The sequence below is a fragment of the Sphingomonas sp. OTU376 genome, from assembly GCF_038440415.1.
Taxonomy (GTDB): domain Bacteria; phylum Pseudomonadota; class Alphaproteobacteria; order Sphingomonadales; family Sphingomonadaceae; genus Sphingomonas; species Sphingomonas kyeonggiensis_A.
The window spans coordinates 1-20232 of the sequence record NZ_JASATQ010000058.1; the positions used below are offsets into that span (position 1 = coordinate 1).

Genomic DNA, 20232 nt, shown 5'->3' on the forward strand with positions numbered 1-20232 from the left:
CCCCGCCCCCCCCCCCCCGGGGGGGGGGGCGCGCAGCCCGAAATCCGGGCCGCGCGCCGCCGTGTCAGAGTTCCTGCAGGTTCACGGCCGAGGTCTTGCCGCGCTGATCGTCTTGCACTTCGTAGGAAAGGCGCTGGCTCTGCTGAAGCGTCGTCATGCCAGCGCGTTCGACTGCGCTGATGTGCACGAAGCTGTCATTTCCGCCATCCTCCGGGGAAATGAAGCCATAGCCTTTGCTGCTATTGAAGAATTTAACGGTGCCGATGGGCATGATCTGCTCCTTTCGCGAAGCGTGGAGTGTCGGACCGAGAATACAATCCGAGCCAGGAAGCGAGAAAAGGAAGATCTGCCCAAAGGCTTCAATTTCCGTCGCAAGCGACGACAGCAAGTTGGATATGGGAATTCCGAAGATAATTACAATATAATATTCGTCAATATTCCTATGTAAGTGCGCGACTATATAATCCACGATCCGGATTTTCACTTAAGATACAATCCTCCGCGTGCGGCATTTCCCGCTTCGCTACACCCTCCCGGGCAAGTTCCTGGGTGCGCAGCTTGCGAGCTTCGCGATGTTCGGCGGCCGCGCCCTCCTTCGCCCATGCGGCCGCAGCGACAATCGCAATGCGTTTTACGTTTTCGAGCTTCGCGGTGCCGGCCAAGGCGCGCTGGCGCGCCTCTTCCGCGCGGCAGAAAATGGCAGTCGGTTGCATGGATCGGTCTTTCCACTGGAGGGAGCAACGCTGTCTGGCATCACGATTTCTTGAGAGGCTGCACCAGCGTTGTGCCTTTCAGGGCTGCGCTGACGGGGGTCAGTTTGGGAGGCAGTGCCTTTTTCGGCTTGCGTGCCTCTTTGTTGCTTCGGCGTTGACCTTTGGCCATGCAATGTTCCTTCCTGGCGGTTTCAGATGCGTGTGAAGCGAATGGACAAGCGCGGCCTCGGACGCATTTGCGCCGGGGTGCCAGGACTTGGGCAAGGAGGCGCGCCGCGTGGTCGCGCGCACTCGGCGGTCGGTGTAACTATCGGGGAAATCTGCACAGAGGTGCTCCACGTCAGAGCGGGAGCATGAACTCTCAGTCGCAACCAGGCTCATGGCAGGCGGTGCGATACAAGCTATGTGGGGTGTCGATGGCGGTTACACCACCCCGACCCCGGTAAATCATCCCTTCGCAGGCCGCATGGGTTGTGCATGACCGCAAGCGACATGATATCGTGCAATGCAGCAATCGCTCCAGCCTGAGGCAGTTGCTGCATTGTCAGGGCTTCCGCCGTGGCCGGGAGAAAGCCACATGCGACGCCTGAACGACACCATCCAACGCCTTAATGCGCTGCGCGCCAGGCAGACCAGCATCCCGCAAGGTGCCAATCGGCTCACGGAACTGCGCGACTTCGGATCCAACCCCGGCGCGCTGCGAGCCTTTTGCCACACGCCGGCCAGGCTCGAAGAAAACGCAGCGCTCGTCGTGGTACTGCACGGATGCACGCAGGATGCCGCCGCCTATGATCGCGGCTCGGGCTGGTCCGAGCTAGCCGACGAGCAGGGCTTCTCCGTGCTCTTTCCCGAGCAGCGACGCGCCAACAATGCGAACCTGTGCTTCAACTGGTTCAATCGGGAGGACACGCGGCGCGACGGCGGCGAGGCGCTGTCGATCCGACAGATGGTGGCGGCGATGATCGCGACACACCGGCTCGATCCGGCTCGCGTCTTCGTAACCGGCCTTTCCGCCGGCGGTGCGATGACCTCGGTGATGCTGGCAACCTATCCAGAGGTCTTCGCCGGCGGCGCCATCATCGCCGGCCTGCCCTACGGCACCGCGGAGTCGATGCCGCAGGCCCTGGACCGCATGCGCGCGCAAGGTGGCCCGAGCGGGGCCGCGCTGGGCGCGCTGGTTACGGCAGCATCCGCCCACAATGGCCGATGGCCCAGCATCTCTATATGGCATGGCACCGGCGACATGACGGTCAGCCCCACAAATGCCGGACTCATCCTCGAGCAATGGCGCCGGCTGCACGGCGTTGCGGAAGCCCCCAGCGAGACCAATGCCGTAGACGGCCACGCCCATCGCCTCTGGCGGGATGCTGCAGGCCGCGAAGTGATCGAGGAATATCGCATTGCGGGGCTCGGGCATGGCACGCCCCTCAGCACCTTGGGCTCCGAGGCCTGCGGAGCCCCCGGACCCTATATGCTGGAAGCCGGCATATCCTCTACGCGCCATATCGCCCGCTTCTGGGGGCTGATGGCGACCGAGGCCGCACACGCGCCATTGCAGGTCCGGGAAACCGCCAGGGCAGATGCGAGCCAGCCCCACAAGGCAGATACTGCTACGGGAGTCGGGCGAATAATCGAGGACGCGCTGAGGGCAGCCGGGTTGATGCGCTGATAGCGTCGGAAGGAGCCCCCATGCAGCCGCCGCACGACCTCTACATCCAGTTGATCGCAGGGGTCGGCGCATTGGTGCTGATGACCGCGTGGCTGCCGATGCTGCTGCGCAAGATGCCGCTGTCGCTTCCCATCCTTTGCGTGGCCGCCGGCGCGGCGCTGTTCGCGCTTCCGGCGCTGCGCCCTTTCGCGGTCCACCCGCTTGCCTTTCCGGTGACGGTCCAGCGACTGAGCGAGCTGGTCGTCATCGTTTCGCTGATGGGTGCGGGCCTCAAGATCGACAGGCTGATCGGCCTTCGCCGGTGGGCGCTGACCTGGCGATTGCTGGGCATCGCGATGCCGATCACGATGCTGATCGTTGTTGGTCTCGCCTGGGGAATATTGGGTCTCGGCCTTGCCGCCGCGCTCCTGATCGCCGCGGTGCTGGCACCCACCGATCCGGTGCTGGCAAGCGACATCCAGGTGAACGGCCCAGGCGAAGGCGGCGAGGACGAAGCGCGCTTCGCGCTCACGTCGGAAGCCGGTCTCAATGACGGCCTCGCATTTCCGTTCGTCTATCTGGCGATTGCGCTGAGCGCGGCAGGCGTCGGCGCGGGAGATGCTCTCACCTGGCTGGCACGCGACCTGCTCTGGAAGACCTTGCTCGGCGTGGCCGCCGGTTATGCGATCGGGCGGGGGCTGGGCTATCTTACCTTCCACCTTCCCAACCGCGCCAACATCTCCCGCACTGGCGACGGCTTCGTCGCGCTGGCCGCCACCTTCCTCGCCTATGGCGTGGTCGAGATGCTAGGCGGTTACGGCTTCCTGGCGGTCTTCGTCTCGGCACTCGCCTTGCGCAACGCGAGCCGGGACCATGACTATCAGGAGCGGCTCCATGGCTTTGCCGAAGAGGCGGAGCGGCTGCTGATGATGTCGTTGCTGGTCCTGTTCGGCGGCATCGTGACCTATAGCGGGCTGCTCGCGCCATTCGATTGGGCGATGCTGCTTTTCGTGGCTGGGGTACTTCTGGTCGCGCGGCCGGTGGCGGGCATGATCGGCCTGGCGGGGACGAGATTGCCCTGGCGGGAGAAGCTGGTGATTTCCTTCTTCGGCATCCGCGGCATGGGATCGATCTACTATCTGGCCTTCGCCCTAAACCACGCGAATTTCCCCGATCCGCGCCGCCTTTGGGCGACGGTCGGCGCGGTGGTGCTCGCCTCGATCCTGCTGCACGGGATCACAGTGACCCCGGCGCTCCAGCTGATGGACCGGTGGCAGCGTAGGAAAACTGCTGGTTCAGGTTTGCAATGCGGCTAGTCGATAAGCCTGCAATTAAAAATAATGATCCAGATCAGTCAAATAGATCATTGCGGCCTCTATGGGATGCTAACGACTCGCAACAGGAAATTTCTTGGAACGTATATTCTTTTCATCCTGTTTGATCTTCGTCTCAGGAGAAATAACATGGCTGACACCAAGAAAGATGCAATCGCCCTTCTCAAGGCCGATCACCGTAGCGTGGAAGCGTTGTTCGAGCAGTTCGAAGGGGCTTCGGGCGACGGCAAGAAGCAGAAGATCGCGATGCAGATCTGCATGGAGCTGACCGTCCATGCGAAGATCGAGGAGGAAATCTTCTACCCGGCCTGCGAGGGCAATATCGAGGAAGACCTGCTCAAGGAAGCCTATGTCGAGCATGACGGCGCCAAGGTGCTCATTGCCGAGATCGAAGCCGGCGCGCCCAGTGACGATTTCTACGATGCCAAGGTGAAGGTGCTGTCCGAGCAGATCGAGCACCATGTCGGCGAGGAAGAGCAGCGCATGGAGGGCATGTTCGCCCAAGCGCGCAAGGCCGGGCTGGATATGGACGCGCTGGGCGAACAACTGCTCGCCCGCAAGACCGAGTTGCTCGCCACCTATAAGGCGAGTGGGCTGCCGAAGCCGGAGCTTACCACGATGACCGACGTCACGGTCTGATCGCAAACTACAAAGACGCCTCGTGATACGGGCGGGCGAACCCTTTGCCCGCCCATATCATTTCCACCTGCTTCTATCGCAGCGCCTGCGCTTCGTTATGCCAGCGTTCTGAGACCCGGCTCGCGAGCGTAGAAGCGTTTTGCTGCGGCTGGCACGAACCCGTCATCCAGGCCGGTAACGCCATCGCCGGGCTCAATACCGGCCTTGTCGAGCAGCGGCTTTGCCGCGTCGCTGGCGCCGATCGCCTTCAGGTGACCGAAGGCGTTCATCACCCATTCCACCGCTGCGCCTTCTTTCAACAGTGCAGCGCAGCCTTCTTCCGAAAGCACCACCGCCACTGCGTCGAAGATCTGCGACGGCGTTCCGGCGAGTTGCCCATCGGCCTTCCGCACCTTGCCGTCGGACAAGGTGGCGCCGCCCACCTTGGGTGCGACGATCACCGCCTTGGCTTTGGCCTTCTCGATCGTGCCAATGACACGCTCCAGTTCGGCGGTATCGGTACCATCCGCGATCAGCACGCCGATCGCGCGGCCTTGGAGCGTGTCCTTCATGTTCTTGTGGATCGACAGCGCATCGGACGGCGCGATCTCCACTGGTTCGCGCGCGGCCGGGGCCTTTGGCGGCAGCGGGATGCCGAGCCCGTCGGCTACCCGCTTGGCGAACGCTTCATCGACATTGCGAAGATTGGCGACCATCCGGCCCGGCACCTGGTCGAGCAGCCCGACCTTGGAGAGTTCGAACACGAAGGACGAGGCGATGTGCGCCTGCTCGCTTTCGGTCTGTGAGGCGAGGAACATCCGTGCCTGGCTGTAATGGTCGGCGAACAATTCGCTCCGTACGCGCAGCTTGTCGCCTGTCTCGTCCGGGCCGGTAGGCGCGGTGCTGGTGGCGAAACCACTGACGGGACATTCGCGCGGCCCGCCTTCCTCGCCATGCACCGCAAGGCTGTTGGGCTCGTAGTTGGCGCGCCCCTTGAGCACCGCCATCTGCATCATGCCATCGCGCTGGAAGTTCGCCATCGGGCACCGCGGCGCATTGACCGGGATCTGGTGGAAATTGGCGGTGCCAAGCCGCGATTTCTGCGTGTCGAGGTAGCTGAACAGGCGCCCCTGCAGCAGCGGATCGTTGGAGAAATCGATGCCGGGCACGATGTTGCCTGGGCAGAAGGCGACCTGTTCGGTCTCGGCGAAGAAGTTATCGACGTTCCGATCCAGCACCATCCGCCCGATGATCCGCACGGGAACATCGTCCTCGGGGATCAGCTTGGTAGTATCCAGAACGTCATAGGGCTGGGCATCGGCGAATGCCTGATCGAACACTTGGATGCCGAGCTCCCATTCGGGGAAATCACCCGTGTCGATCGCTTCGAACAGGTCACGGCGATGATAGTCGTTGTCGGCGGCCTGGAGCTTGAGGGCTTCGTCCCAGATCGTCGACTGGATGCCGAGCTTCGGCTTCCAGTGGAACTTGACGAAACTTGCCTTGCCGGCAGCGTTGACCAGCAGGAAGGTGTGGATGCCGAAGCCCTCCATCATCCGGAGCGAGCGCGGCAAGGTGCGGTCGGACATCGCCCAGAACAGCATGTGCGTCGTCTCGGGCATCAACGACGCGAAATCCCAGAAGGTGTCGTGCGCCGAGCCGGCCTGCGGATAGGCCCGGTCGGCCTCCATCTTCACCGAATGGATGAGGTCGGGAAACTTGATTGCGTCCTGGATGAAGAAGACCGGGATGTTGTTGCCGACCAGGTCCCAATTACCTTCGCGGGTGTAGAATTTGACCGCGAAGCCGCGGACATCGCGGGGCGTATCGACCGATCCCGCGCCACCAGCCACGGTCGAGAAGCGCACAAAGACTTCGGTCTTCTCGCCTTTGGTGAACAGCGCTGCCTTGGACAGGTCCGAGATATCGTCGGTCGCTTCGAAGAAGCCATGCGCACCAGTGCCGCGGGCGTGGACGATGCGCTCGGGAATGCGTTCATGATCGAAGTGGAAGATCTTCTCGCGAAGGATGAAATCCTCCAGCAGCGTCGGGCCGCGCGCCCCCGCCTTCAGGCTGTTCTGGTTGTCGGCGATCGCGATGCCCTGGTTGGTGGTAAGCACCTCCGTCCCTTCACCGGCCTTTTGATGCGTCTCGCCGCCATCGCCGCTTTGCTTGGTCTTCGTCGCCATGTGTCCGCTCCCGATTGTCGGCGGTTCAACCGGCGGCGCCACACCAAGGGTCCGTCGATTTGGCAAACTTGCTGCAGGTTAATGCGATTCCTTTCCTGGAGAGCAGGCTACGGTGCAACGATTCGGGCCGGTATGCAGGAGCGGATGCCGGCTAGGCAGTTGCATGAGATTGCTGGCGTTAGCGCGGCAGCGGGGCGCCGATAGTGGGTGGACCGACCTCTGGCGCCAGCCACCAAAACGGCCTGTACAACCGTCAGCTTGTATGATTCAGCGCTGTGTATGTGGTCCAACAGCGCAACCTGGGAGCGCTGACCCGAAAACCAATCGCAACCCGCAAAAACGGGCCATCTAACAAGTTGAACCATAGTGGGGCTGCGTTGCTTCGATGCATCGCGTGAACAATGGCGGCTTTCTGGTTGGCCGGCTGTAAGCTGGATGGCCGATATTGGGGCGCAAAGCCGCCGCCGGCCTGCCTAGGCCAGCGGCTAGGTCTGGGCTTGCTTACTGAGCAGATTGCCTTGATCGATTGCCAAAGTCGACAGTGACCACTTTGCTGTCATGGTCTGACTTGTCGGCATCGCCCCCGCCGCGGAGCTGGTCGAGATAGTCGGACCAATGCTGCATCATGCGCACGCGTTCCTCCCAATATTGGCCGCGCGCATAGGCACGCCGCACGCCGTTGTTCTCCATGTGGGCTAGCTGCCGCTCGATAGCGTCGGGGTTCCATAGCCCCATCTCGTTGAGCAGCGTCGCTGCCATCGCGCGGAAGCCATGCGCGGTCATCTCGCTGCCGCTGTAGCCCATGCGCCGGAGCGCGAAGGTGACGGTGTTCTCCGACATGGGCCGCTTCCAGGTATGGGAAGCCGGGAAGACATAGGGGCTGTGGCCGGTCAGCGGCCGTATCTCGTCGAGCAGGTCCAGCACCTGCCGCGACAGTGGCACCTGATGCGGCCAACGCATCTTCATCTTTTCCGCCGGGATCGACCACACCGCGCGCTCCAGGTCGAACTCGCTCCATTCGGCGCGGCGAAGCTCCCCGGGGCGCACGAAGACGTGCGGCGTCATCCGCAGCGCGAGCTTGGTGATCGCGTATCCGGGACAATCGTCGATGTCCCGGAGCAGCTTGCCCACTTCCTTCGGTCGGGTGATCGCGGCGAAGTGCTTGGTCTTGGGAACGATGATCGCGCCGCGCAGGTCGCGAGCGACATCGACCTTCGCTCGTCCGGTGGCGATGCCATAGCGAAAAACGCGGCTGATCACGCTGCGCATCCTGCGTGCGCTTTCATAGCGGCCGGTCGCCTCTACCTTGCGCAGCACGGCGAGCACTTCCTGCACCTCTATCTCGTGGAGCGGCAGGTGACCGAGGAACGGATAGACCTTCTCCAGCAGCCATCGGACCTTGCTGAGCGTCACCTCGGCCCGCTCCTCGCGGGTGATCTTGACGAACCATTCCTCGGCGACGCCCTTGAAGGTGATGTTCTCGTCGATCTGCGCACGAAGCTTCCTGCGCTTCTTCTCGACCATCGGATCGATACCGTCGGCGACCATCCTGCGCGCAGAATCGCGCTTGTCGCGTGCCTGAGCAAGGCTGACTTCCGGCCAGACACCAAGGGCGAGCGCCCGTTGCTTGCCAAGGAATCGGTAGCTTAGGCGCCAGTATTTGGCGCCGTTGGGCATCACCAGGAGGTAGAGGGATCGACCGTCGCTGAGCTTGTAGGCCTTGGCCCGGGGCTGGGCGTTCCTGATCGCGAGTGCGGTAAGAGCCATGTTGGTATCTCCGTCCGAAAACGGGTGGATCCAGGGCCGAAATAGACCAACAAAAGCGTTGGCATCTCGGCGGACCCGCCCAAATCTCGTCGGAAAGATATTTGGAAAAAGGCTTTTTACCCAGCCACTTACGCGACGCTCATGGACGTCACCGGACTGGGAAAATGGTGCCCAGAAGAGGACTCGAACCTCCACGCCCTTGCGAGCGCCAGCACCTGAAGCTGGTGCGTCTACCAATTCCGCCATCTGGGCACGGGGTAGGCGAGCGCCTCTACGGGGGACACAATCCCCTGTCAACAGCCACGAAAACATTTTGCGGATCATTTTATCGCACTGCGCAAAATGCCGGGCTTGCCCGCCCGCGCCGCTCACGCTCCCCACGCAAAATGCCGGCACAGCGCCTTCCGGCGCCGTAGCGAACGCACCCGGAGAAGCGCCCAGGCGGCATCCGACCGCGGCCCGCGCCCTGCACGGGAAAGCCGGGAGATTTGAGCGGGAAACCACCGCGCGCCGCCGTTCCCCAGCCAGATCGAACATCCTCCCCCGGTCAACGCGAATGCAGCCTAGCCACGACAGCCGCCCGCTGCGGCCGGCCGTCGCCCGGCTCCAGGCGCCAACAATCGATGTTGCCCGAGGCGCGACCGGCATCGCATGCCGGCGAAGCGGAGACCATGGCCCGCCGCCCGGCCCGAAGCCCGATCGCCCTTGTTTCACTACTGCAAAATGGATGGCGCCGCCTACAGGACTCGAACCTGTGACCTCCGAATTACGAAGGTGTCTGACGAGATATCCGGAGCAGTTGCGGGAAAGCTGCCCTGCCGCCTGCTCGTTCCTGGCGCCTTATCGTTGACTTTGGCCGTAAACGCCCAGCCGATACCCGAATTTCCTTTCTAATGCGAAACGGCAGCGTAGCGTTGGGCCTCGCCGACGACGCGGAGGATGTTGCCGCTCCACATTTTGTCCAGATCAGCGTCTGAATAACCAGCGGCACGCAGCCGTGCGGTCACGTTCGACAGCATCGAGATGTCGTCGATTCCCGGCAGGCCGCCGCCGCCATCCCAGTCAGCGCCGAAGCACACATGATCCACCCCGGCGACTTTGATCACGTGGAGCACCATTTCCATGTAGCGCTCGAAATCGGCCTTGCCCCAGATCGGCTGGGTCTTGTCGAGCTCCCGCCATTTCCGGGCAAGCTCCACCTGTTCCTCAGGCGACAGGTCAGAGATACGCTCGTACCGCGTAAACAGCGCCGCGCGTTCGGGCGTCATGTTCATGTTCGCCAGGAAAATGGTGCTGACGCAGATCGCCCCGCCCTTGGCCGCCAGCTTGCGGATACGTTCGTCGTCGAGGTTGCGGGGATGATCGAATGCCCAGCGGCCGCTGGAGTGCGACAGGAGCAGCGGCGTTTTCGACAGCTCCAGCATCTGGTCGAACGTGTCGTCGGACGCGTGGCTGGCGTCGATCACCATGCCGAGCCGGTTCATCTCCGCCACCCATTTACGCCCGAGGGGAGAGAGGCCGTTCCATCTGGGCTTGTCGCCCGAACTGTCCGCGAACTGGTTGTTGGCGCCATGCACCGGCCCCGCGAGCCGCACCCCGCGATCGTGAAATTCCTTGAGCAGCGAGAGGTCCTCGCCCAGCTCGTAGCTATTCTCCATGCTCTTGAACGCGACAAGCTTGCCGTCGCGGTTCAGCCGTAGCGCATCGTCGGGCGTCAGCGCCGGACCGATCTTGTCGGGGAACTTCGCGAGCGTGGAATCGATCAGGTCGGAGCGCCCGCGCGCATAGGCAAGCGCATCGGCATAGCCCTTGGGGGTAAGCGGCCCCTGCTCGGTATAGATGGCGAAGAAGCCGCCGTCGAGCACTCCGGCCTCCATCCGCTCCATATCGACCTGCACCAGATCGGTCGCCGGATCGTGATGGCCTGCGAAGCTCCAGCCCGGCCGGGCGAAATGCAGCGGCGTATCGAGATGGGTGTCGAGCACGAGGAAGTCCTTGTGCGCCCGGGGCGCCGCCGGACCTGCTTGCGGCGCGGTCACGCAGCCGGAGAGCAGCAAGGCGAGGAACACGAGGCGCTTGGTCATTTCTTGTCTTCCACCGGACGCAGATCGAGATCGCCATAGTCATAGCTGAAATCGGCGATCGGGCTTTCAGGCTTCATCGTCACGCGCGCGACCTTGCCATCGGCATCGAGCGCGAAGGTGACATAGGCCGGCTCGATCGCCTGGTCGTCGAAGCGGGTGACGAAGGTGTCATATTGCCAATGGAGCAGCTTGCCGGCCATGCGCGGCGTGGTCTTGAAGTCGATGCGCAGCCCGTCGGCGCCCCCAGTCACCGCGACATCGCCGTACCAGGGATCGCGATAGGTGCCGGCATAGCGTTCGAGCGGCAAGGCTGGCCCGACCTTGGCAGGCGCGGCCTTGACTGCCGAGAGCGCCGCCTTGCCGCCTTCCACGCGGTTGGTCATGAACTCGCCGAAGCGCCTGGGCCAGTCCTGATCGGGGATGCCGAGATAATGGTCGACCAGCATGTGCGCGACGCCGCGCAGCAACGCCACGTCCTCGGAATTGACCACCACCGCGATACCGACATCCTGGTCGGGGAGCAGGATCACATGGGTGATCGACCCGAACACCCCACCGCCATGTGAAATGATCCGCGCGCCCTTATAGTCCTCGACCTCCCAGCCGAGCGCATAGGTGCTGAACTTTGGCGTCAGCGGCGCGAGACTGCCCGGATAGGGCGTGAGCGGCTGGACCGTGACTCCCTTCCACATCTCCGCTGCCTGGGTCTCGCTGAACAGCCGCCCGCCGCCGGGAAGCGCGCCGTGGCCGAGCTGGATCTTGAGCCATTGCGCCAGGTCGTTGGCGCTGAGCGCGAGCCCTCCCGCGGGCATCGCCGCGCGGCCCAGTTCCTCGCGCTCGTCGAGCACCGAGTTCGGGCCGTCGCCGCGCACCGCGCCGCCGATCCGGGCATGCGGGAAGGCCCGGTCGGTAGTTGCCCAGCGCGCCTCATAGGTGGCGGTGGCGCTGCTCATGCCGCCGCGCTTCAGGACCTCGCTGGTCATAAAGTCTTCCCAGCTCTTGCCGCTGACTTCCTCGATCAGCTGGCCGGCGACCATGTAGAGGATGTTGTCATAGGCATAGCTGGAGCGGAAACTGGTGGCGGGCTTGATATAGGCGAGCCGCTTGACCGTCTCCTTGCGCGACAGGCTGCCGCGCGGGACGAAGAGCAGATCCCCCGCCCCCAGCCCAAGCCCCGAATGATGGACGAGCAGGTCGCGGATCGTCATCTCGCGCGTAACCCAAGGGTCGTACATGCGGAACCAGGGCATGTGATCGATCACCTTGTCGTCCCAGCCGATCTTCCCTTGGTCGACCAGGATGGCGAGCGCGGCGGCGGTGAACGCCTTGCCGGTCGATCCGGTCTGGAAGATCGTGTCGGCATCCACCTTCGCCGGCTCGCCCTGCTTGCGAAAGCCCCAGCCCTTGGCAAGCGTCGTCTTGCCATGCTCGACGATCGCCACCGCAATGCCCGGCGCACCGCTCGCCTTGCGCAGCGCTTCTACCTTGGCATCGAGCCCACCAGGCGGATCGGCCAGCGCCGGAGTGGCGAGCGCAAGCAACGGCAGAGCGAGCAGATGGCGCAGCTTCATGCGGCAGTCTCCTGGGGAATGGCGGAGCGACGGAGCAGCCGTGCCAGCCCGACGGTCAGCAGCGGCAACACGAACACGGCGAGGAACAGGTACGCCAACAACCGGTAGCCGTTGGCGATCAGCGCGATCAGTCCGACCCGGTCGGCGACGAACATGCAGACGAGCAGCAGCACTCCGGCGATCGCGGCCCGGGCCCTTGCTCCCAGCGCCACGCCGCGCCGCCGGCGCACCACCCCCGCCACCCGCTCGTTGATCGCATGCACCGCCCCAGCGCCGCTTTCGAGCAACGCCGCGAAGATCATCATCTGGAATGCCCAGTGGAAAATGGGCACGTCGAGCTGGCGCAGCAGGAAGTCCGACGGCAGCGTCTCGGCGCCGATGCCGGGATAGAAGGCGACCATGCAGGTGAAGAACAGGATCGCCGGCAGCATCGCCAGCGGCCCGGCGATCAGGCCGGCGGCCACCGCGTCTCGCGTGCTGGTCAGATGGCGAAGGACCGGCAGGATCACCACGGCGCCGATGATGTTGTAGCTCGCATAGGTGAGCCCGCCGCTCGCCCAGCCGCTCCACGGCGCGGGCGTCGCGAAGCCGTCGGCGATGCGGTCGCCGAAGCGCCACAGGCTCAGGGCGAGGAAGATCGCATAGACGGCATAGAGCAGGAAGGAGACGTACTTGAAAACACCCTCCACCGCCGAATTGCCGAGCGCGACAGTGGCGAGGATGGCAAGCGCGAGCGCCAGCGTGCCGACGAACACCGGCCAGCCGAACATCGCCGCGCCGATAGCGCCCGCGCTCGCGCCGAACACGGCGAGGATCAGCACGACGAACAGGATGTAGGCGCCCTCGAACGCGATCCAGGCGGGGCCGAGCAGATTGGCGAAGAAGGTGCGATAGTCGAGCGCGCCGACGAGGCGCGCATAGGCGAAGGTCGCGGCGGCGATGGCACTCCACAGCAGCATCGCGAGGATCATGCCGGCCAACCCGCCCCAAGGCCCTGCGGGGAGGAAATATTCCGCCAGTTCGCGCCCGGTCGCATAGCCGCCGCCGATGATGACGGCCTTCATCGCGAAGCCCGGTAGCAGGAAACGCTGGAACCAGCTCGATCCTGCTGCCGGGGCGCTCATGCGAGGCAGCTTTCGACCAGCGCGGCGAACGCCGGGCCGCCGCGCACCGGATCGGCGACGGGCAGGCCCAGGCGTTCGCTCTCGCGGGCCATGATCTCCAGCGCTTCCGCCTCCCCCAAGGCCGACGTGTTGAAGCTCACGCCGCCGCAACGGATGGCCGGATTGGTCCGCCGGCCGAGCGCGGTGGTGAGGTCGATGATCTCCTCGATGCTCGCCACCGTATAGCCGGCGGTACCGAGCATCACGGTGCGGCCCGGCTCGTGACAGACGACGAATACGTCCGGCTGGCTGCCATGCAGCAGGCCGAGCGACACCGCCGCATAGGCCGGATGCGCGAGCGACCCCTGCCCCTCGATCACGTCCCAATGCGCCGGATCGGCATCGGGCGAGAGCATCTCTGCTGCGCCCGCCTCGAAATCGGAGATCACGGCGTCCATCGGCATGCCGCCGCCGGCGATCATGATCCCGGTCTGGCCGGTAGCGCGGAAGCTGGTGTCGAGCCCGCGCGCCTCGAACGCACGCGCCAGAGCCAGCGCGGTGTACTTCTTGCCGAGCGCGCAATCGGTGCCGACGGTGAGCAGCCGCTTGCCGCTGCGCTTGCGCCCGGTGGCGACCGGGATCTCGGCCGGGGGTACGCGGATGTCGATCAGCCGGCGGCCGAGCAGCATCGCCGCTTCCGCGACTTCCGGAATGTCCGCCAGGCGGACATGCATGCCCGAGACGATGTCGAGCCCCGCCTCCAGTGCCTCGACCAGCGACTGGCGCCAGGAAGGCGGGATCACGCCGCCAGGATTGGCGACGCCGATCACCAGCCCCCTGGCGCCCTGTGCCACCGCCTCCGCGGGGCTCAAGCGCGGCAGGCCGGTGGATACGGAGGCCCCGCACGCGAACTCGCCCACGCACTTGTCCCCGGCCCAGTCGCGCAGGCCGAACGCGGTCTTGGCGAAGCCCGGCTCGGTCGTGTCGCCGAGGAAGAGAAGATAAGGCTGCGGCAGCACCAGCGCGGTGCCGCGCGCGCCGAAGGGCGCATTCATTCCTGTGGCTCCGATCAGAAGGCGATGTCGAGCGCGAGACCCAGCGTGCGCGGCTGGACCGGAACGGTCGAGAGATAGCCCGGGTTCACCGTGGCGACGCTGGTGGTGATGCGCCCCTCGCTGTCGGTCAGGTTGCGGGCATAGGCGCGCAGCGTCCATTTGCCGTCGAACGTGACCGATGCGTTGAGATCGAAGGTCGCATAGCCATCGACCGGCACCGACAGCGGATCGCTTGCCACCGCCGAGATGCGATCGCCGACGATCCGCACCGCGCCGCCGACATGCGCCCGGGTCGAGCCGCTTAGCGCCCAGTCGTAATCGGCGGTCATCGCTGCAGCGAGCTTGGGCACGTTGGGCAGCTGGTCGCCATCAGTGCAGTTCGGCGTGGTCTGGGTGCACTTGGCATCGGTGTAGGCGAAATTGCCGCCGACGCTGAACCCGGCGACCGGCTGGATCAGCAGCTGCGCCTCCACGCCCTGGCTGCGTGCGGTGCCGGCATTGACCAGCCCGTTGATGCCGTTGGCGAAGGCCTGGGCCACCTGAAGGTCGTTCCAGTCGAGCAGGAAGGCAGCGGCGTTGAACGTCACCTTGCGATCGAGGAAGCGAGTCTTGATGCCGGCCTCGTAGCTGGTGACCCTTTCGGAGTTCACCGTCGCCGGGAAGCCGGGCAACGCGATGTTCGGCCCGCCCGGGCGATAGCCGCTGGCGGCACGGACATAGAGCATCGTGTCGCGGTTGAGGTTGACCTGCGGGCTCACGCTCCAGGTGACGATCTCTTCGCTCGACGAACCATCGCCGCCGCTGTTCAGACCGAGCAGCGGGATCTGGGTGCTCTGCGTGAAGGTCTGGTCGTTGCGCGCCCAGCGCAGGCCGCCGGTGATGTGGAAGACGTCGCCGAGCTTCAGCGTCGCGTTCCCGAAGACCGCATATTCCTTGTAGGTGTTGGGCAGGCCGACGATCGCGAAGGGATCGAACGGCGCGAGCGGCTGGCCATTGGCGTCGAGCGCGCGGACCAGCTGGTCGTGGCTATTGTCCTCATCGGTGTAGAAGAAGCCGAGCTGCCAATCGAGCAGCTTGTTCGTAGCCGAGGTCAGGCGGACTTCCTCGGTCCATTTCTTCTGGTGCAGGTTCGCCGGATAATTGGCGAGCCCGCCCCAGATCACGCCATAGACGCGTGAGGCATCGCTGGTCTCGAGGATCTTGAGCTCGCTGTATGACGTGGTCGAGCTCAGCTCGGCAAAGCCCATGTCATAGGAGATCGAGCCCGAGAGGAACTTGAAGTCGCTGTGGAAGGGCTCGGGCAGCTGCGAGTTGGTGCTGAGCCACGAGGCACCGGGCGCCAGCGGCGTCGGGCTGCCCTGGGTTTCGTAGAGGATGCCGAAATTGTCGGACTCGGTGCGCTGCCACAGGCCGCTCAGCTTCACCGTCAGCTTGTTGTCCGGCTTGAAGAGCAAGGCGACGCGGGCACCCTGCTGGACGGCGGAGTTCACGTCCTTCTCGCCGGTCAGCACATTGTCGATGAAGCCGGGCGTCTTGCGGCGCGAATAGCTGCCGCTGATCGCGAGCTTGTCTGCGACGATCGGCAGGTTGACCAGCCCGCTCGCCGCCCAGCCGGCATCGCTGCCATGGGCGATGGTGAACACCTCGCCGCCGGCGCGGACCGAGAATTTGGTCAGGTCGGGCTGGACGGTGACGTACTTGAGCAGGCCGCCGATCGAGCTGGCGCCGTAGAGCGTGCCCTGCGGCCCGCGCAGCACTTCGATCTGCTCGATGTCATAGGGCAGCAGGTCGAGCGAGAAGGTCTGGGCGCGGTTGTAGATGCCGCTGGAGCCGATCGGCGCGTCATCGAGATAGATGCCAACAGTGGCGCTCGGCCCGATCGGCGCGACGCCGCGCAGCGACAGGGTCGAGCGACCCGGCGAGCCGGCATTGTCGACCTGGAAGCCAGGCACATAGGCGGCATAGTCGGCGAGCTGCGATGCGCCGCTCTGCTGCATCTGCTCGCCACCCACCACGCTGATCGAGATCGGCACGTCCTGCAACCGCTCCTCGCGCTTCTGTGCGGTGACGACGATCTCGTCATCGCCCGCCACTGGCGACGGTGGCGTTTCCTGCGCGAATGCTGCGCAGGGCAGCAGCAGCGTGACCGCCGCGACGGTAATCAGCAGATGGGCCCGATTGGTCTTGCGCGTCATCGTTCGTCTCCCCCCTTCGGAAGTTCGATGTCCTCTCCGCCTCCGCTTGTGCAGATGGCGGCCGGTAAGCTGCGCGGCACTTGGCGCGTACGCAGCCACTCCTTTGCCTAATCAGGATGCTATTATCCTGATTAGAGAAGAGTCAATCCAATTTGACAATTAAGTTGCAGGCGTGGCCAAAAGGGCACGCTGGCCCCACACCGCCTCGGGGCAGTCGATATATCCGTCGCGATAGACGATGCCCGGCGTGCGGTCGGCAGCAAGGAAGGTCGGCCCGTCCAGGTCCACCACGTCGCAGAGCTGGCCGAGCAGCCAGGCCGGCGCCATCGCCCAGCTCGACCCGACCATGTTGCCGACCATCACGTCGAGCCCCAGCGTCCGCGCGCGCCTGGCGATCGCGATCGCCTCGGTGAGGCCGCCGCATTTGTCGAGCTTGATGTTGACCGTCTGGAAGCGCCCGACCAGCCCGTCGACATCGGCGAGCGTCAGCGCGCTTTCGTCCGCGGCGATCGGGATTGGCGAGTTGAACCCGTCGAGATCAGACTCGCGTCCACGCGCCAGCGGCTGTTCGAGCAGCGCGATCTCGCATTCGACCAGGGCCGCGACCAGCGGGTCGAGTTCGTCCGCCTGGAAGCCCTGGTTGGCGTCGACCCCGATCCAGCATCCGGGCCGGGCGGCACGCACCGCCCGCACCCGGGCGATGTCGAGGTCGAGATCGCCGGTCAGCTTGAGCTTGAGCGCACGGGCATCGGCATAGGCACGCGCGCCCTCCGCCATCACGCCAGGATCGTCGGCACCCAGCGTGAAGGTGGTGAGCAGCGGCCTTGGTTCGGGAAGCCCGGCGAGCTTCCACACCGGTACCCCCTCGCGCTTGGCATCGAGCTCCCACAACGCGCAATCCGCCGCGTTGCGGGCGCCGCCGGCGGGCAGCTCGGCCTGCAGCTCGGCGCGGGTCATCCCCGCACTCAGGCCGTCGCGCACCGTCTCCAGCGCGGCAGCCATCGTCGTTTCATCGTCCCCCAGATAATAGACGCCGCTCGCCTCACCACGCCCCGTGTGGAGGCCGTCAGAGACAGTGACGACCACCACCGGAGACTCGGTGAAGACATGACCGGAGATGCGGAACGGCTTCGCGAAGGGAAGCCGTTCCACGGCGATGTCGAGCGAGCGGCGCATCACCACGCCCTCAGAACTCGGTCCCGAACGAGACCAGGTGGAAGGCGAGTGCCACCCAGAGGATGAAGAACACCCCCAGCACCAGCAGTACGCTCCAGATGCGGGCGAACCAGCCGCGCTTGTCACGCCAGGTGAGCCAGGCGTTCCAGATCGACAGTCCGAACATCCCGAAGAATGCCAGCGTGCCGACGAACTGGGTCAGCAGGATCAGCCAGTCGGTCGAGCCATGGCTCTCGAAATTCTCGAGCCCGGTGATCACGACCCCCCAGAGCACCAGCGCCAGCAGCACCAGCCAGGCGAAGCCGCGCAGTGCGCGATAGGTGCGCCGCGCCTCGCCCTCGAGCTTCAGCGGCGCTGCATAGCGACGGCGGGCGAACCAGCCGACGGGCCAGGATAGTGCGCTGAGCAACACCATGCCCACGCCGAACAGCAAAGCCGGCACCAGCCAGGCCGAGTCCAGCGCGGCGGGCGTGCGGTACCAGATCATGAACGGCGAGACTTCGCCGAAGCTCCAGCGCACGACCTTGCCGTCGACCACCTGCGCCGCGAGCCGCTCATGGCCATAGGCGTCCTGCCAGACAAAGGGCGCGACTTCGATCAGCTTGCGCGGCGCGCCGCCCGGGCTGGTCAGCGCCGGGATCACCGGGCGCCCCTCGGCGTCGAGCGTCACCTTGGTATCGCCGAGCAGGTTGATGATCTTGGCGAAGCTCGATTCGATGCGGCGGCTGTTGGTCCAGCTGCCGACGAGCAGCTTGGCGTGCTCCTTGGCGGTGGGCAGTTCCTTGGGCGCCGCCTTGTTCGGATCGGGCAGGTAGCGATCGGCGAACTCGTCGAACAGCGAGCCGCGGAGCACGCGGGTCACCCCGTCCTTGCCGCCGCTGTTCATCGAAATGTAGAGCCCGACATTGTCTTCGGGGAAGATCCACAGGTCGCTGTGGAAATAGACGGTGTCGCCGCCATGCGCGATCGCGCGGTGGCCGTTGATGCGCTGCTCGTAGAAGCCGAGCGCCATTTCGTTGATCGCCGGGATCGCGCTGGGCTGGACAGTGTGCATCAGCTTCGCGGTCTCGGGCTTGAGCAGCGGCCCGCCATTGGCAAGGTGCGCGATCATGAACTTGGCCATGTCGCCGCCGCTAATTGCCGAAGCACCCGCCGGCGCCATGCCGATCAGCTCATAGCCCTTGGCCTTGCCCGAGCCGAGTTCATAGCCCTGCGACATGAACGGCTTGAGCCGGTCGGGCAGCGGCTGGCGGAAGCTGGCATAGCGCATGCCCAGCCGGTCGAAGATGTTCTTCTCGACATAGTCGTCGAAGCGCATCCCGGACGCGCGCTCGACAATGTAGCCCGCCAGCGCGGTGGCATAGTTGGAATAAGCCGGCGTGCTGCCCGGCGCATAGATCCGCTCGGGGACGCGGTGCTTGAGCACATCGCCCAGGCTCGGCACCGGCTTGTCGAAGCTCAGCAGCCCCTTGATGATCTCTTCGAAACCGGCCGTGTGCGTCATGATGTTGCGCAGCGTGATCGGCTTGCCCTGATAGGGCGGGATCTTGAAATCGAGATACTGGTTCACGTCCGCGTCGAGGTTCAGCTTGCCGGCCTCGACCAGCTGCATCACCGCAGTCCAGGTGTAGAGCTTCGACGTCGAGCCGGGGCGGAACAGCGTGGTCGCGGGATCGACCGGCTTGCGCTTCTCGACATCGGCATAGCCGAAGCCGCGCTGCGTCACGACCTGGCCGTCCTTGACGATGACCACCACCGCACCGGCGACATCGCCGCGGGCGAGCGCATAGGGCATGAAGCCGTCGAGCCAGGCATCGGCATCGGCCTTGGTCAGATTGGCGGCGACAGCCGGCTTGGCGACCGGCGCGGCGGGCGCGTTGGTCTGCGCCACGGGAGCGAGCGGTGATGGCGCCTGGGTGAAGGCCGGCACCGATATGGCAATGCCCAGCAGCCCCGCTGCCAGCACCCCGAGCGAACGTTTCCACATAAAGCGTCGTCCCCCTTTCCTCTCGCCCGCCCAGGACTCCGGCATGTCGATTGCGCCGGTATCCGCCTGCGGCTAAGCTATGCTCAATGAATAAGCCTGATTAGGACATGATGATCCTATTCAGAAAAATGTCAAACAGAGGCGCCGCATGGCAACGAAGCTGAAGCCCGAGCATCCAACATTGGGCACCCTGCTAAAGGCGCTGCGCGCCAGGAATGGCTGGACGCTCAAGGAGATGAGCCTGAAGAGCGGCATCCCGGTCTCGACCCTGTCCAAGGTCGAGCATGACCGGCTGACGCTGACCTATGACAAGCTGCTCCAGCTCAGCCAGCGGCTGAACATCCGCATGTCGGAGCTGTTCGCCGAGAATGATTCGGCGCCCGAGACGCAGGTGACCGCGCGGCGCAGCATCGGCGACCTCGATCGCGCGGTGCGCGTCAACACGGCCAATTACGATTATTACTACCTCTGCACCGAGCTGCGCCGGAAGCGGATGATCCCGGTGATCACCAAGGTGCGCGCCAAGACCGCCGAGGAGTTTGGCGATCTCGTCCACCATTCGGGCGAGGAATATATCTTCGTCGTCAGCGGGCGGATCGTCGTCCACACCGAATTCTATGATCCGGTGCCGCTCGAGGCCGGCGAATCGATCTACATCGATTCGAACATGGGCCATGGCTATGTGACCGGCGACGGCTGTGACGAGGCCGTGATCCTGGGCGTCTGCTCGAGCGCCGAGGACGGTCTCATGGACTCACTGCTCAACCTACACGCCTGATTGCCTATGCGAAC

Annotated in this window: 16 protein-coding genes and 1 tRNA gene; 4 read left to right on the plus strand and 13 right to left on the minus strand. The window is 64.7% G+C overall.

Going from position 1 to position 20232, the window contains the following annotated elements:
* Positions 1 to 64: 64 nt before the first annotated feature.
* From AAHM44_RS19425 to AAHM44_RS19435, 3 genes are all read right to left on the minus strand, one after another.
* Positions 65 to 271 carry a cold-shock protein gene (locus AAHM44_RS19425; protein ID WP_342251014.1) on the minus strand — a complete coding sequence of 69 codons (207 nt, stop codon included), beginning with the start codon at positions 269 to 271 and terminating at the stop codon, positions 65 to 67.
* 169 nt (positions 272 to 440) lie between these two features.
* Positions 441 to 713 carry a hypothetical protein gene (locus AAHM44_RS19430; RefSeq protein ID WP_342251015.1) on the minus strand — a complete coding sequence of 91 codons (273 nt, stop codon included), beginning with the start codon at positions 711 to 713 and terminating at the stop codon, positions 441 to 443.
* A gap of 40 nt (positions 714 to 753) precedes the next feature.
* On the minus strand, positions 754 to 882 hold the full coding sequence (locus AAHM44_RS19435) for a hypothetical protein (protein WP_342251016.1): 129 nt from the start codon (positions 880 to 882) through the stop codon (positions 754 to 756).
* A gap of 408 nt (positions 883 to 1290) precedes the next feature.
* Here AAHM44_RS19435 and AAHM44_RS19440 point away from each other — a divergent pair, with 408 nt between their 5' ends.
* The 3 genes from AAHM44_RS19440 (at position 1291) to AAHM44_RS19450 (ending at position 4334) form a co-directional block, all read left to right on the plus strand.
* Positions 1291 to 2382, plus strand: a complete 1092-nt coding sequence (locus AAHM44_RS19440; RefSeq protein WP_342251017.1) for an extracellular catalytic domain type 1 short-chain-length polyhydroxyalkanoate depolymerase — start codon at positions 1291 to 1293, stop codon at positions 2380 to 2382.
* A 20-nt stretch (positions 2383 to 2402) separates the two neighbouring features.
* On the plus strand, positions 2403 to 3677 hold the full coding sequence (locus AAHM44_RS19445) for a cation:proton antiporter (RefSeq protein WP_342251018.1): 1275 nt from the start codon (positions 2403 to 2405) through the stop codon (positions 3675 to 3677).
* 147 nt (positions 3678 to 3824) lie between these two features.
* On the plus strand, positions 3825 to 4334 hold the full coding sequence (locus tag AAHM44_RS19450; protein WP_342251019.1) for a hemerythrin domain-containing protein: 510 nt from the start codon (positions 3825 to 3827) through the stop codon (positions 4332 to 4334).
* A gap of 95 nt (positions 4335 to 4429) precedes the next feature.
* Here the strand turns inward: AAHM44_RS19450 and AAHM44_RS19455 are convergent, their stop codons facing one another.
* The 10 genes from AAHM44_RS19455 to AAHM44_RS19500 form a co-directional block, all read right to left on the minus strand.
* Positions 4430 to 6502, minus strand: a complete 2073-nt coding sequence (locus tag AAHM44_RS19455; protein WP_342251020.1) for a catalase — start codon at positions 6500 to 6502, stop codon at positions 4430 to 4432.
* Between the two features lie 501 nt (positions 6503 to 7003).
* A complete protein-coding gene (locus AAHM44_RS19460) occupies positions 7004 to 8269 on the minus strand; it encodes a tyrosine-type recombinase/integrase (protein WP_342251021.1) in 1266 nt (421 codons plus the stop codon).
* A gap of 165 nt (positions 8270 to 8434) precedes the next feature.
* Positions 8435 to 8521 (minus strand) — tRNA-Leu (locus tag AAHM44_RS19465).
* Between the two features lie 638 nt (positions 8522 to 9159).
* The gene (locus AAHM44_RS19470; protein WP_342251022.1) at positions 9160 to 10353 is read right to left on the minus strand and encodes a dipeptidase; all 1194 of its coding nucleotides are present in this window, start codon (positions 10351 to 10353) and stop codon (positions 9160 to 9162) included.
* The gene (locus AAHM44_RS19475; RefSeq protein ID WP_342251023.1) at positions 10350 to 11924 is read right to left on the minus strand and encodes a serine hydrolase; all 1575 of its coding nucleotides are present in this window, start codon (positions 11922 to 11924) and stop codon (positions 10350 to 10352) included. Before AAHM44_RS19475 ends, AAHM44_RS19470 begins: the two co-directional genes overlap by 4 nt.
* Positions 11921 to 13048 (minus strand): hypothetical protein, encoded by a 1128-nt coding sequence (locus AAHM44_RS19480; RefSeq protein ID WP_342251024.1) that lies wholly within the window; start codon positions 13046 to 13048, stop codon positions 11921 to 11923. The genes AAHM44_RS19475 and AAHM44_RS19480 overlap by 4 nt, the downstream gene beginning before the upstream one ends.
* A complete protein-coding gene (locus AAHM44_RS19485; RefSeq protein WP_269574003.1) occupies positions 13045 to 14082 on the minus strand; it encodes a DUF1611 domain-containing protein in 1038 nt (345 codons plus the stop codon). Before AAHM44_RS19485 ends, AAHM44_RS19480 begins: the two co-directional genes overlap by 4 nt.
* A gap of 14 nt (positions 14083 to 14096) precedes the next feature.
* The gene (locus tag AAHM44_RS19490) at positions 14097 to 16277 is read right to left on the minus strand and encodes a TonB-dependent receptor (RefSeq protein WP_342251025.1); all 2181 of its coding nucleotides are present in this window, start codon (positions 16275 to 16277) and stop codon (positions 14097 to 14099) included.
* A gap of 159 nt (positions 16278 to 16436) precedes the next feature.
* Positions 16437 to 17453, minus strand: a complete 1017-nt coding sequence (locus AAHM44_RS19495; protein ID WP_342251026.1) for a dipeptide epimerase — start codon at positions 17451 to 17453, stop codon at positions 16437 to 16439.
* 10 nt (positions 17454 to 17463) lie between these two features.
* On the minus strand, positions 17464 to 19440 hold the full coding sequence (locus tag AAHM44_RS19500) for a serine hydrolase domain-containing protein (RefSeq protein ID WP_342251027.1): 1977 nt from the start codon (positions 19438 to 19440) through the stop codon (positions 17464 to 17466).
* A gap of 148 nt (positions 19441 to 19588) precedes the next feature.
* Here AAHM44_RS19500 and AAHM44_RS19505 point away from each other — a divergent pair, with 148 nt between their 5' ends.
* Positions 19589 to 20218, plus strand: coding sequence for a helix-turn-helix domain-containing protein (locus AAHM44_RS19505; RefSeq protein ID WP_269573999.1), 630 nt, complete (start codon positions 19589 to 19591; stop codon positions 20216 to 20218).
* Positions 20219 to 20232 lie beyond the last annotated feature (14 nt).

What these genes read in the sequence shown, in the direction of transcription:
- AAHM44_RS19425 (WP_342251014.1), bottom strand. Translation starts at nt 271, where the DNA reads ATGCCCATCGGCACCGTTAAATTCTTCAATAGCAGCAAAGGCTATGGC.
- AAHM44_RS19430 (WP_342251015.1), bottom strand. Translation starts at nt 713, where the DNA reads ATGCAACCGACTGCCATTTTCTGCCGCGCGGAAGAGGCGCGCCAGCGC.
- AAHM44_RS19435 (WP_342251016.1), bottom strand. Translation starts at nt 882, where the DNA reads ATGGCCAAAGGTCAACGCCGAAGCAACAAAGAGGCACGCAAGCCGAAA.
- AAHM44_RS19440 (WP_342251017.1), top strand. Translation starts at nt 1,291, where the DNA reads ATGCGACGCCTGAACGACACCATCCAACGCCTTAATGCGCTGCGCGCC.
- AAHM44_RS19445 (WP_342251018.1), top strand. Translation starts at nt 2,403, where the DNA reads ATGCAGCCGCCGCACGACCTCTACATCCAGTTGATCGCAGGGGTCGGC.
- AAHM44_RS19450 (WP_342251019.1), top strand. Translation starts at nt 3,825, where the DNA reads ATGGCTGACACCAAGAAAGATGCAATCGCCCTTCTCAAGGCCGATCAC.
- AAHM44_RS19455 (WP_342251020.1), bottom strand. Translation starts at nt 6,502, where the DNA reads ATGGCGACGAAGACCAAGCAAAGCGGCGATGGCGGCGAGACGCATCAA.
- AAHM44_RS19460 (WP_342251021.1), bottom strand. Translation starts at nt 8,269, where the DNA reads ATGGCTCTTACCGCACTCGCGATCAGGAACGCCCAGCCCCGGGCCAAG.
- AAHM44_RS19470 (WP_342251022.1), bottom strand. Translation starts at nt 10,353, where the DNA reads ATGACCAAGCGCCTCGTGTTCCTCGCCTTGCTGCTCTCCGGCTGCGTG.
- AAHM44_RS19475 (WP_342251023.1), bottom strand. Translation starts at nt 11,924, where the DNA reads ATGAAGCTGCGCCATCTGCTCGCTCTGCCGTTGCTTGCGCTCGCCACT.
- AAHM44_RS19480 (WP_342251024.1), bottom strand. Translation starts at nt 13,048, where the DNA reads ATGAGCGCCCCGGCAGCAGGATCGAGCTGGTTCCAGCGTTTCCTGCTA.
- AAHM44_RS19485 (WP_269574003.1), bottom strand. Translation starts at nt 14,082, where the DNA reads ATGAATGCGCCCTTCGGCGCGCGCGGCACCGCGCTGGTGCTGCCGCAG.
- AAHM44_RS19490 (WP_342251025.1), bottom strand. Translation starts at nt 16,277, where the DNA reads ATGACGCGCAAGACCAATCGGGCCCATCTGCTGATTACCGTCGCGGCG.
- AAHM44_RS19495 (WP_342251026.1), bottom strand. Translation starts at nt 17,453, where the DNA reads ATGCGCCGCTCGCTCGACATCGCCGTGGAACGGCTTCCCTTCGCGAAG.
- AAHM44_RS19500 (WP_342251027.1), bottom strand. Translation starts at nt 19,440, where the DNA reads ATGTGGAAACGTTCGCTCGGGGTGCTGGCAGCGGGGCTGCTGGGCATT.
- AAHM44_RS19505 (WP_269573999.1), top strand. Translation starts at nt 19,589, where the DNA reads ATGGCAACGAAGCTGAAGCCCGAGCATCCAACATTGGGCACCCTGCTA.